Source organism: Streptomyces sp. NPDC088733, assembly GCF_044751185.1.
Taxonomy (GTDB): Bacteria; Actinomycetota; Actinomycetes; order Streptomycetales; family Streptomycetaceae; genus Actinacidiphila.
This window is the reverse complement of record NZ_JBIVLH010000018.1, coordinates 37,140-49,165: the sequence shown is the minus strand read 5'-3', so window position 1 is coordinate 49,165 and position 12,026 is coordinate 37,140. Positions and strand designations below refer to the sequence as shown.

Sequence of the window (12,026 nt, the reverse complement as noted above, 5' to 3'; positions counted from 1 at the left end):
TAAGCCCTGGTCGCCCCGGTTCGGCAACGCCGCCCGCAACGGGACACGCAGGCGCGGGCGCCCAGCGGACATGACGAACCCGGAGCAGGAAGCCCGGTAGTGGCCGACGGCAGCGGGCCACGAACGGCGCACCACCCATGCCATCGATCTCGGTGCGGAAATATCGGCGCAGGTCACCGCGGGCTTGATCCGCTTGGACGGACCCGTGATCGCCGCCCTGGGCGAGACCGCGCTGCGCAATTGGGTGCGGCAGGCCGAGACCGACGCGGGCAAGCCAGCAGCGCCTCCGCGGCGTTCGCACAAGCTTCGGCGCCCATGCCGCCCTCGGCCCGACACCGCCGACAACCACTCCCCCGCACCACCCGATGCCCCGCACCCTTGGGCCGCGTGCAGGAGTCCTTTCAGAGCCACTCCCGATCAAGCGCCGTCCCGGACGACCCCGTGCGGAGATGTCCCCCCGGAACTCTCCGGGGGGACATCTCCGCACGCCCTCTTGTTCTGATGCCCTGTCAGGCCGCCACGGCCGCAGGCGTCTCCGCCGGCGTCTCCGGGGCTCCGGGCCGTGCGCCGCGCAGGCCGGTCCCCAGGGCCAGGCCGATCAGGCCGGCGGCCATGAGCAGGCTCACCACGATCTTGGGCGCCACGTCGCTGGTGACGAAGTCGAGGACCTGGCCGCCGGTCAGGGCGAGCGGCACCCACAGCGGCACCAGGCGGGCCCGCCAGGCGCCGTAGGCGAGGACGAGGACGCCGATCATGAAGCCGAGGATCCAGATCGCGAAGGACGCCGCCACGAACGGATCGCTCTCCAGGGCGTGGGCGACGGGCCGCACCGTGTCCAGGGACACGCCGTCCGCGGCGAGCGGGCCGTAGAAGGCGTTGTACTGCCACAGGTGGACGGTGGAGAAGTAGAGGGCCGGGACGGCGAAGGCGCCTCCTATGGTGGCGACAAGACGCTTGCGCCGGCCGACCGCCACGATCAGGCCGGCCAGCGCGGGCAGGAGCAGCAGGTGGGCGAGGGCGAACAGGACGGTCTCGGCGCGCCACGCCGCGAGGTTGGAGGCGGCGGCGGTGACGTTCTCGGCGGCCTCCTTCACCTCGTCGGGGAACGTCACCCAGTACAGGGCGTTCGCCGCGCCGTACACGACGCCGGCGCAGGAAGCCGCCGGTCGACGTCCCGGGCCTGGCCGACCTGACCGCCCGGGAGTCCGAGGTGCTGCGGCTCATGGCCCGCGGCCTGTTCAACCCGGAGATCGCCGGCGAGCTCTTCCTCGGCGAGGCGACTGTGAAGACGCACGTCAACCGCATCTTCGCCAAGCTGCGCGTACGGGACCGCGTGCAGGCCGTAGTCCTCGCCTACGAGGCGGGCGTGGTGCGCCCGCGGGAACCGCACCACTGAGGCGCGCCGCCGTCACGACCTGCGGGCCAGGACCAGGCGGGAGTTGGGGGCGCCGTCCGGGCGGCGGCCGAAGTCGGGCAGCACGGCGGTGCGGACGGTGAAGCCCGCCGCGGTCAGCTCCGCGCGCACCGCCCGGAGCGGGAACGTGCGGTAGTACATGACGAAGCGCGGCCGCCATATCGCGTTCCGTATCCGCATCGCCGCGTCGAAACCGGCGGGCACCCAGTAGCCCCGCGAGGCGATGCGCGGAGGGGCGAAGACCGGGAACGCGAAGAGCCCTCCGGGCCGCAGGGCGCGGTGCACCCCCGCGAAGAGGCCGGGGCGCTCCTTGGCCAGGAAGTGCCCGAAGGCGCCGAAGCTGACGGCCAGGTCGAACTCCGCGGCGAAGTGCGGGTTCCGCGCGTCGGCACGGATCCATTCCCCGTCCGGGTGGGCACGGCGCGCCTCGGCGAGCATGCCGGCGCTGAAGTCCACTCCCGCGACCCGGCCCCGGCACAGCGGCCGGAGGACGCGCAGGCCCGCTCCCGTGCCGCAGCACACGTCCAGACCGTCCCCGAAAGGACCGTACGGGCGCAGGGCCTTGGCGGTCGCGTCGAGGATGCGGTCCGGGGTGCGGAACGGCGTGTGGTCGAACCTCGGGGCGAGCAGGTCGTAACCGTGCTCGACGGAGGACAGGGCCTGCACGGCCAGCTCGCGCAGCGAGGGCCCTTCGGGTGAGAACACCGCTCCAGGGTAGAGCCGTTGGGCCCGGGACCCGCGACTGCTTGACGCGACGTCAGACGGTCGCGGGTTCCCTGCCCCCGGCGAAGAGCATGGCGACCATGGAGCGGGCGGTGGCCCGGAGCCGCTCGGGGTCCTGGTAGACGCGTTCCATCACGACGGTGCCGCGGGTCATGGTGATCAGGACGCGGGACGCTTCCGCGGGCGGGACCGCGAGCCGGCCGGCCGCGTCCGGCCGGGACAGCCGCTCGGTCATGACGTCCTCCAGGCGGTCGAGCAGGCCCCGGATCGCCGCGCGGATGGGCTCCGCGTCGGCCTGGGTGTCGGTCGCGGTCTTGGTGGACAGGCAGCCGCGGGCGGGGGTGCCGCGCGTCATCGACGCGATGGTGAAGTCGAAGAAGTCCTCCAGCGCCCGCCGCGCGTCCGGCTGGTCCAAGGCGGTGCGGGCCTCGGCGAAGAAGGCGTCCGCGTAGTCCGCGAAGACGCGCAGGAACAGTGATTCCTTGTCCTGGTACGCGTTGTAGAGCGAACCGCGCTGCACACCGGTGGCGTTCGCCAGGTCCTGCATGGAGGTCGCGCCGTAGCCCTGGTGCCAGAAGACGTCCAGGATCCGGCCAAGGGTGTGCTGCTCATCGAACTGCCGCCGTCCAGCCATGCCGCCACCGTAATTCATTTTTGACGCCATCGTCAAAGTTTGCAACTCTGTCAAACATGACGAGCCTGTCAAAGATAGCTCGGGCAGACGGGCCGAGCCATGCCCCGGACCGCCGCGCCCAGCCGGAAAGCGGACACATGCACATGAGCACCACACCTCCCGGACCCGCCCCCTGGCGCGCCATCGCGGCGGGCGCGAGCGCGAGCTTCGTCGGCATCGGCCTGGCCCGTTTCGCCTACACGCCCCTGCTGCCGGAGATCGTCAACGCCCACTGGTTCTCGCCGTCGGCCGTCGCCTACCTCGGCTCGGCCAACCTCGCCGGCTACCTGCTGGGCGCACTCGCCGCCCGCCGCGTCGCCCGGCGGCTCGGCGACCGTCGGGCGCTGCGCTGGATGATGGCGCTCGCCACAGTGGGCCTCCTCGCGTGCAGCGTCCCGGTCTCCGTGGGCTGGTTCTTCGCCTGGCGCCTGGTCTCAGGGGTGGCCGGCGGCGTGATCATGGTGCGGGTCGCGGGCGCCGTGCTGCCCCACCTGCACGGCCGGCGCCGCGGGCTGGCGAGCGGCGCGATCTTCGCCGGCCTCGGCATCGGCATCGCCGCCTCGGGAACGCTGGTGCCGCTCCTGCTGACCGCGGGCCTGAGCAGCACATGGATCGGCCTGGCCGCGCTGTGCGCGCTGCTCACCGCCCTGAGCTGGAACGGCTGGCCCGCGCCCGCGGCGCCCTCGCCGGCCGCGCCGTCCGCACCCCCGCCGCGGGCGGAGCGGCCGGCCCGCTCGCCACGACTCGCGCTGCTGCTCGTGGAATACGCCCTGATCTCCATGGGCATCGTCCCCGCCATGTCCTTCCTGGCCGACTTCGTCAGCCGCGGCCTCGGCAGGGGTTCCGGCGGCGGCTCCCTGATATGGATCGTCTACGGGCTCGGCGCACTGCTCGGCCCCACGCTCTACGGGCTGCTCGGCGACCGCCTCGGATTCGCCAGGGCCCTGCTGCTCATCACCGTCGTGCAGGCGGCGGCGCTCACCGCGCTCGCCTTCGCTCACGCCCTCCCCGAGATCGCGGTGCTCAGCGCCGTCATCGGCACCCTCCCGCCCGGGGTCGTACCCGTCGTCCTCGGCCGCGTCCACGAACTGGTCCCCGCCAACACCGAGGCCCAATCGGCCGCCTGGGGCAGAGCCACCATCGCCGGCGCCCTCTCCCTGGCGGTGTCGGCGTACCTCTACTCGTACGTCTTCGACCTCACGGGCCAGAACCACCACGTGCTCTTCCTCATCGGCGCCGCGGCCCTCGCGCTCGCGCTCCTGACGCACCTCGCCACGCGTCTTTTCCGCCCCGCCACCGACCGGCGCCCGGCCGCCGCCCCGGCGGGCGCGCTCAGCGAATGATCACGCGGCCCCGCAGCCGGCTTCCGGACCCGGATACCCGATTCGCCTCAGGTCCTCGGCAAGATCGGCAAGGCCCACCTCCGGATTGAGCGCCGATACGACGCCCTGGGTGAGGGGCCGCAACGCATAGACGTGGCGGACGGCCTCGATGTCCACCGCGACCTCGTAGTAGTCCTCGGCAAACTGCTGATAGGCATCGGGGCGGCCGTCCGCCAGGACGTCGAACAACCACTCCGCACCGCCGTCGTGCTCCACACCGCCGGGCAGGGCCTCGACGGTCCCGGCCGTCCACCGGGCGTCCGCCTGTTCACGCCAGAAGCACACGGTCACGCGGGGTGTCCCGTCGTGCCCGGTGAACGCCGGTTCCGAGACGTTGTGGGCGAACACCTTCGGCAACCCGTCGAACAGCCCCGGCCACGGGACCGGCGGCGTGACCTTGTGCGGGCTCATGGGCGACTCGTGGTCGAAGCCGCGGGCGTACGCCCCCATGGAGGAGAAGACGATCGCGTACTCATTGCCGCACCCGTCACGCATGGAGGCCATCTCCTCGGTCGGCGACCACCGGGCATCGAACGAGTAGAACCTGAAGTCCCACTCCGGGCTCATGACGGCATCGAGGACGGCCATGGCCCGGGAGCAGTCGCGGACGACCGGGATCGCGGGCAGTTGACGGATGAGTTCGCTGACGGACACCGCGCCATTCAAGCCCACGCGTCTGACAACAGCGGCTCAACGCACCCTGTCGCATGCCGCGTTCGGCTGCGCCGGCACGTGCGGCGCCGGGTACATCTCGCCACACGCGCACCCTTGACACCTGGCGATCAACCGGAGGAGCATCTGTCCGCACCCTGACAACGTTGTCTAACGAGGCGTTGTCCGAACTGAATTGAAGGGTAGACAACGATGTCAGACACACCATCAGTTCGTTCTGGCGCGGGGCGGCTCCGGCCGACACCGCGCTCCCTACGGCGCCGGACGCCCGGTGGCGCGGCCGTCGCGCTCATGGCGGCACTCGGAACCGTCCTCTCCCTGGCCGCCGCCGTCCCCGCGACGGCCGCGCCGGCCGCCTCGGACCGGGGCGAGGTGCGGGACACCGCGGCGTACGTCGACCCGCTGATCGGCTCGACCAACGCGGGCAACACCTACCCCGGCGCCGTGCAGCCCTTCGGCATGCTCGCCTGGAGTCCGCAGAACACCCGGGGCCAGATCTCGACCCCCGCCCCCGGCGGGTACGAGTACAACGCGAAGAAGATCCGCGGTTTCAGCCTCACCCACCTCAACGGCGTCGGCTGTTACGGGGCCAACGGCGACATCCCCGTGATGCCGTACGTCGGCGACGTCGACTCCTCCCCCTCGGCCGACTCCACCGACGCCAAGTACGCCAGCTCGTTCTCCCACGAGGACGAGACCGCGGAGGCGGGCTACTACAAGGTGGGGCTGGCCAGCGGCGCGTCCGCGGAGCTGACCACGACCCCCCGCACCGGCTCGGGGCGCTTCGGCTTCCCCGCCGACAAGCCCGCGAGCATGCTGTTCCGTACGTCCAACTCCGAGACGGGCAGCGGCGACGCGACCGTGCGGGTGGACGAGGCGGCGCGGACCGTGACCGGCTCGGTCACCGCCGGCAACTTCTGCGGCCCGATGAACGCGAACAACCGCCACGACCTCTACACCCTTTACTTCACCGCGCACTTCGACCAGCCGTTCGCGAAGGTCGGCACCTGGACCGACACCACGCTGAACCCGGGATCGACCTCGGCCTCCGGTGGCACCGGTTACGGTACGAACGGCATCCCGGCGGCGGGCAAGGGCTCGGGCGCGTATGTGACGTTCGCTCAGGGCACGACGCAGGTCCAGGCGAAGGTGGCGATCTCGTACGTCAGCGCGGCCAACGCCGAGGCCAACCTCAAGGCCGAGAACCCGCCCCGCAAGACGTTCGACAAGGTACGGTCGCAGGCGGAGTCGGCCTGGCGGCACGAGCTGGACAAGGTGAAGGTGAGCGGCGGCTCCGACGCCCAGCGCACCACCTTCTACACCGCGTTGTACCACTCGATGCTGGAACCGACGCTGACCAGCGACGTCGACGGGCGCTACCTCGGCGCGGACCTGAAGCCGCACAAGCTGGCGAAGGGCCAGAAGGCGCAGTACGGCACCTTCTCGGGCTGGGACCAGTACCGCGCGCAGGTGCAGTTGATGACGCTGCTCAACCCGCGGGCGGGCAGCGACTACGCCCAGTCCCTCTTCAACTACGCGGGCCAGCGCGACGGCGAGTGGGACCGCTGGCTGCTGGAGAACGGCAAGACCAGTGTGATGTCCGGCGATCCGTCGGCCGCCGCGCTCGCCGGGATCCACGCCTTCGGAGGACGCGACTTCGACGTCAAGGGCGCGCTGCGCTCCCTGATCACCGCGGCGACCGTGCCGACGGCGAACGACTCGGACAGCGCGGGCTGCAACGTGGAGTGTGTCGGGCAGCGCCCGGCGCTCGACAAGTACCTGAAGCTCGGTTACGTGCCGGCGGACGGCTGCCACTGCTGGGGCGGCGCGGCCGAGACGCTGGAGGACGCGGCGGCCGACCACGGGCTGTCGGAACTGGCCGGCGCCGTCGGTGACCGCGCGAACCAGAAGAAGTTCCTGGAGCGTTCGGGCGCCTGGAGGTACGTGTTCGACGCGAACGCGACCCCGCAGGGCGGCTACATGCGGGACAGGAAGGCGGACGGGACCTGGGTCGGCGGTTCGTTCTCGCCGAGCACCGAGAGCGGCTTCGTCGAGGGCACCAGCGCCCGGTACACCTGGATGGTCTACTCGGACGTGGCGGGCCTCGCCCGCGCGATGGGCGGCAACGACGCCGCGGTGAAGCGGCTGGACGCGTTCTTCCGTACCCCGGCCGGCGCTTTCGACTTCTCGGCGCAGGACCCCACGCGCTTCGACCCCACCAACGAGCCCGACATCAACGCTCCCTACCTGTACGACTACTTGGGGGCGCCCTGGAAGACCCAGGAGACCGTGCGCGCGTCGCTGGACCAGCTGTGGACCGACCAGCCCGGCGGCATTCCCGGTAACGACGACGCGGGCACGATGTCGTCCTGGTACGTCTTCTCCGCGCTCGGCATGTACCCGCAGGTCCCCAGCCGGGCCGACCTGGTGCTCTCCGCGCCGCTGTTCCCGCGCGCGGTGATCCGCACCGGACACGGCAAGAAGATCACGGTCAACGCACCGGGTGCCTCGGCGGAGAACCGGTACATACGGGGTCTGCGGACCGATGGCAAGAAGTCCGACAAGCCGTGGGTGCCCGCCTCCTTCGTCACGCACGGCGGCACCCTGGACTTCACGCTGGGCAGCACGCCGGACACGTCCTGGGGCAGTGCCCCGGCCGACGCCCCGCCGTCCTTCCGCGAGGGCGGGGTGCCGTTCTTCACCGGGACCGCGCCCGGCCAGGTGAAGGTCGAGCCGGGAACCACGGGGACCGCTTCCCAGGTCAAGGTGCAGACGATCGAGGACGCGGCCGCCACCGTGCACTGGAAGGCGACACCGCCGAAGGGAATCACGGTCACGCCGTCGGAGGGCAACCTCAAGGTGCCCGCAGGGGGTTCGGCCAGTGAGAAGTTCACCGTCACGGCCGCGACCGACACCCGGCCCGGCTTCTACACGGTGCCGGTGACCCTGACCTCGGCGTCCGGCGCGGCCGTGCCCAGCACGTCGCTCGCGGTGACCGTCGCCGCGCGGGACAGTGTCATGTGGAACCTCAACAACACCGGTATCTCGGCCGATGACACCAACCCGCAGGCCAACTTCGACGGCCAGGGCTGGAGTTACTCGGCGAAGGCGCTCGCGGATGCCGGCGCGAAGCCCGGTGGCACGGTCTCCGCGGGTGGCTTCGACTTCACGTGGCCCGCGGTGAACCCGGGCGACCCGGACAACATCGAGGTGGTGGGCGGTGGCGCGCCGCAGGTCCTCGACCTGTCGGCCGGCTCCCCGGACGCGACGAAGCTGAGCCTGCTGGGCAGTGCCATCAACGGCACGACGACGGGCACGGTGACGCTCACGTACACCGACGGCACGACGCAGGAGGCCTCGATCGGGTTCAGTGACTGGACGCTGGGCGGCGGCACCCAGCAGCCGTCCTTCGGCAACGTCGTGGCGCTCCACACCCCGTACCGCGACGTGTCGGGCGGCGGGGTGGACCGGGTGGGTACGGACGTCTTCGCCACGGCTCCGATCGCCTTGCAGGCGGGCAAGCGGCTGGCGAGCGTGACCCTGCCGGGCGCGACCGACGGCGGCGTCATCCACGTGTTCGCGGTGGCCACGGCCTGATCCCGCGACGGGGGCGGGGTGGGGACGGCCGCGGCCGTGCCCACCCCGCCCCGGTCTGTATCCGGCTCGGCTGCGCCTCAGGGCGCTGCCCGCACCGCCGAGGCATCGCGATGCCCCTCGTGCCGCGCATCAACACACCGGCAGGGTTCGGGGAAGCGATCGCTTGCCGGGTCAAACATCTGGCCCGAACCCCTTGCCTCGTGATCGTTCACGGCTAAAGTCGAGCTCACGCAGGGCGACCGACCGAAGGGGCAGGCGTTGGAGAGACGGCCCACCACCGACGCCGGTCGGCTCCCGACGCTTTCCGTGCCGCGGTTCGTCGGGCGCGATCGCGAGGTCGGCGCGCTCGGTGCGGCGCTCGGTCAACCCCCCGCCGTGGTGCTGATCGACGGTGAGGCGGGGATCGGAAAGACCCGCCTGCTGAGGGAGTTACTGGCGTCCGAGGCCCAACGAGGACGCCGGGCCCTGGTCGGTGCCTGCCCTGAGTTGCGCGTACCGTACACACTCGGCGCGGTTGTGGACGCGGTGCGCGACGGGGTCGGAAGCGCGGCCGGGCTGCGCCTCAGCGGCCTGGGCGGCGCGCTGCGCCCGTTGTTCCCCGAGTGGGCCGACGAACTGCCTCCCGCGCCGGAGCCGCTGGAGGACGCGACCGCGGCCCGGCACCGGTTGTTCCGCGCGTTCGTCGAGGTGCTCGGCCGGCTCGACGTGGCCCTGCTCGTCGTGGAGGACGTGCACTGGGCGGACGAGGCGACGCTGGAGTTCCTGCTCTTCCTGGTGTCGCGCCGCCCGCAGCCGGTGAGCGTGGTGGTGACGTACCGGCGGGACGATGTCCCGCCCGATTCGCTGCTGTTGCGGCTGTCCTCCCGGCTGCCCGCCGACGCGCACCTGGTCAGGATGGTGCTGGCGCCGCTGGGGATCGACGACACCGCCGCGGTCGTCTCGTCGATGCTGGCCGGTGAGCACGTGTCGGCCGAGTTCGCGGCCTTCCTGCACGCGCGGACGGAGGGTGTGCCGCTGGCCGTGGAGGAGTCGGTGCGGCTGATGCACGACCGGGCCGACCTGGTCCGCCAGGACGGCGGCTGGGCGCGGCGCCGGCTGGACCGCATCGACGTGCCGCCGACCATTCGCGACGCCATGCTGGAGCGCGTGGGGCGGCTGAGGCCCGACACCTGGACGGTGCTCTACGCGGTGTCGGTGCTCTCCGGTCCGGCCGACCACGCGACCGTGCGGGCGGTGACGGGCCTGCCCGAGGACCGGTTCGGCGCACTGGCGGCCGACGCCATGGGATGCGGTCTGCTGCGCGAGGCCGGGCCCGGGCAGTGGTCGTTCCACCATGCCCTGGCGTGCGACGCGGTGTACGAGGCCATCCCGGCCGAGGAGCGGCGTGCCATGCATCTGCGGGCCGGCCGCGCGATGGAGCGCTGGCCGCTGCCGCCGGTGGCGCAGTTGGCCCGGCACTTCCGGCTGGCGGGCGACGTCGAGTCGGCGTGCCGCTACACGGAGCGGGCGGCCGACCTGTCCACGCAGTCGGGTGACGTGGCCACTTCGACGCGGCTGCTGCACAGCCTGGTCACGAGCGTGACTCTGCCGGTGGAGCAGTTGGTGGGCCTCGTGGCGAAGATCCAGTTCCAGTCGCTGCCGGGCTCCGACCCCCATTCCAGGATCATCGACTCGCTGCGGTCCGCGCTGGGGACCCAGGCCCTGACCGCGGGACAGGAGTCCCTGGTCCGCTTCCAGATCGGCCGGGTGCTGATGGTGGCGGGCGAGATCGAGGCGGGCCGGAACGAGATCCTGAAAGCCGTGCCGCAACTGCCGCCGGACTCGCTGGAGGCGGCGCGGGCCCGTATTCTCCTCGCGCTCCCCCTCGGCAACGCACGGCCGGTGTCGGAGCATCTGCGCTGGCTGCACGAGGCACCCGCGATGACGGTGTCGATCGCGCCGCACGAGCGCATGCGCCTGTCGGTGGAGCGTGCCTTCGCGCTGCTCATGCTCGGTGAGGAGAGCGGCTGGGACGAGGCACGGCGCATTCCGGACGACGTCGCCAACTCCCGCGAGGCGGCGATGGTCGCGGTGGGCCACACCAACGTCGGGGAGGAGGCGATGCGGTGGGGGCGGTACGACGAGGCCCGCTCGCGGCTGGCCGTGGCCTCCGCGATCGCCGAGCGCCACGAGTTCCTGGAGTACCTCGCCAGCATCGCCTCGTCCCGGGCCCACCTCGACTGGTTCACCGGGGCCTGGGAAGGACTCGCCGACAGGGCGGCCCGGCTGGTCGACGACGACGATGGCGTGCGGTTGAAGGACCGGTGCGAGGCCTCCCTCGTGGCGGGCCTCATGCAGATCGCCGCCGGGGACCGCGCGGCGGCCGAGGAGCGGCTGCGCTTCGCCGGCCGCGACGACCAGCAGCGGATCGAGGCGACGACAGCGCTGGCGGGGCTGTATCTGCGCGACGGCGACGCGGGCGAGGCGCTGCGGCTGACCGACGAGGTGGCGGAGGTCGCCGTCGGCAGCGGGATCTGGACCAGGGCCGCCGAGTTCGCGCCGGTACGGGTCGCGGCACTGGTCGCCGCGGGCCGGCCGGGCGACGCCGCCGACCTGGTGGGCGCTTTCGAGCGGGCCCTGGGCGGCAAGGACGCCCCGGCGCCGCAGGCGTCCCTGGTGCTGTGCCGGGCGATGCTGGCCGAGGCGGACGGCCGGCCGGACGACGCGGCGGCACTGTTCGCCCGGGCGGCCGATGCCTGGCAGGCGCTGCCGCGGCCGTACGACGCCCTGCTCGCCCGGGAACACCACGCCCGCTGCCTGCTCGCCGCGGGCCGTCACGACGCCGCGCTGCCGGTGCTGTCGGACGTCCGCCGGGCGCTGTCCGGACTCGGCGCCCGCAACGACGCCGACCGGGTGGCACGTTCGCTGAACGAACAGGGCGCCGGTACCCGGGAGGCGCGCGGCCGGGGACGGCCCGGTTACGGCGACCAGCTCTCCCCGCGCGAGCTGGAGGTCGCCCGCCTGCTGCTCGACGGCCTGACGAACCGCCAGATTGCCGACCGGCTGGTGGTGTCCACGCAGACGGTGGCCAGCCAGGTGAAGTCGGCGATGCGCAAGCTGCGGGCGACGTCGCGGACCGGACTCGCGCTCAAAGTGGCGGAGTTGGGACTCGTCGGCGAGCAGAAGCACACCCTGCCCGACGAGTGAATTCGGCGCCGCCGTCCCGGACGAAAAAAAGACGCGCGCGCGAACGACGAGTTAAATCCCGCATCTGACCAATCGAGGCCGGTCCGGGCCCGGTTGCACACTCGTGCTCATGTCAACCGCAGAACCGCCGGCGACGGAGCCGGCGGACACCCCGTTCGAGCCGGCGCTCCGTGCCGAGGACGAACCGGCGCCGTCAGCGACACCGGACGGCCCGTCAGGCACTCCGGCCGCCCGGGGCACCAACGGCGCCGGCGGCGCCGACGAGTACGAACCGCTCTAGCGCGAGGTCCCAGGGCCGCCGCCGCACCGGGCTCGCCCGCGGTGCGGAGTCCCGCGTGCCGTCGCGCCGCATGTCCCCCGGTATGTCCCCTCCTTCATC

General features: G+C 72.3%; 9 protein-coding genes. 5 read left to right on the top strand and 4 right to left on the bottom strand.

Annotated features, from left to right (window positions below; genetic code table 11):
* Positions 1-509: 509 nt before the first annotated feature.
* A complete protein-coding gene (locus tag ACIP64_RS28555) occupies positions 510-1,142 on the bottom strand; it encodes a hypothetical protein (protein WP_401592174.1) in 633 nt (210 codons plus the stop codon).
* 38 nt (positions 1,143-1,180) lie between these two features.
* Between ACIP64_RS28555 and ACIP64_RS28550 the strand changes: the two genes are divergently transcribed.
* On the top strand, positions 1,181-1,396 hold the full coding sequence (locus tag ACIP64_RS28550) for a response regulator transcription factor (protein ID WP_401592306.1): 216 nt from the start codon (positions 1,181-1,183) through the stop codon (positions 1,394-1,396).
* A gap of 12 nt (positions 1,397-1,408) precedes the next feature.
* On the opposite strand, the gene ACIP64_RS28545 is transcribed toward ACIP64_RS28550, so the two are convergent.
* Together ACIP64_RS28545 and ACIP64_RS28540 are read right to left on the bottom strand one after the other, a co-directional pair.
* Entirely contained in the window at positions 1,409-2,119 is a 711-nt protein-coding gene (locus ACIP64_RS28545; RefSeq protein ID WP_401592172.1) for a class I SAM-dependent DNA methyltransferase, read from the bottom strand.
* A gap of 52 nt (positions 2,120-2,171) precedes the next feature.
* On the bottom strand, positions 2,172-2,771 hold the full coding sequence (locus tag ACIP64_RS28540; RefSeq protein ID WP_401592170.1) for a TetR/AcrR family transcriptional regulator: 600 nt from the start codon (positions 2,769-2,771) through the stop codon (positions 2,172-2,174).
* A 143-nt stretch (positions 2,772-2,914) separates the two neighbouring features.
* Between ACIP64_RS28540 and ACIP64_RS28535 the strand changes: the two genes are divergently transcribed.
* A complete protein-coding gene (locus ACIP64_RS28535) occupies positions 2,915-4,153 on the top strand; it encodes a YbfB/YjiJ family MFS transporter (protein WP_401592168.1) in 1,239 nt (412 codons plus the stop codon).
* Here the strand turns inward: ACIP64_RS28535 and ACIP64_RS28530 are convergent, their stop codons facing one another.
* On the bottom strand, positions 4,154-4,846 hold the full coding sequence (locus tag ACIP64_RS28530) for a hypothetical protein (protein WP_401592166.1): 693 nt from the start codon (positions 4,844-4,846) through the stop codon (positions 4,154-4,156).
* Positions 4,847-5,155: 309 nt separating this feature from the next.
* Here ACIP64_RS28530 and ACIP64_RS28525 point away from each other — a divergent pair, with 309 nt between their 5' ends.
* The 3 genes from ACIP64_RS28525 (at position 5,156) to ACIP64_RS28515 (ending at position 11,927) form a co-directional block, all read left to right on the top strand.
* Positions 5,156-8,461, top strand: a complete 3,306-nt coding sequence (locus ACIP64_RS28525; RefSeq protein WP_401592164.1) for a GH92 family glycosyl hydrolase — start codon at positions 5,156-5,158, stop codon at positions 8,459-8,461.
* A gap of 258 nt (positions 8,462-8,719) precedes the next feature.
* A complete protein-coding gene (locus ACIP64_RS28520) occupies positions 8,720-11,647 on the top strand; it encodes a helix-turn-helix transcriptional regulator (RefSeq protein ID WP_401592162.1) in 2,928 nt (975 codons plus the stop codon).
* Between the two features lie 109 nt (positions 11,648-11,756).
* Positions 11,757-11,927 (top strand): hypothetical protein, encoded by a 171-nt coding sequence (locus ACIP64_RS28515; RefSeq protein WP_401592160.1) that lies wholly within the window; start codon positions 11,757-11,759, stop codon positions 11,925-11,927.
* Positions 11,928-12,026: the final 99 nt, after the last annotated feature.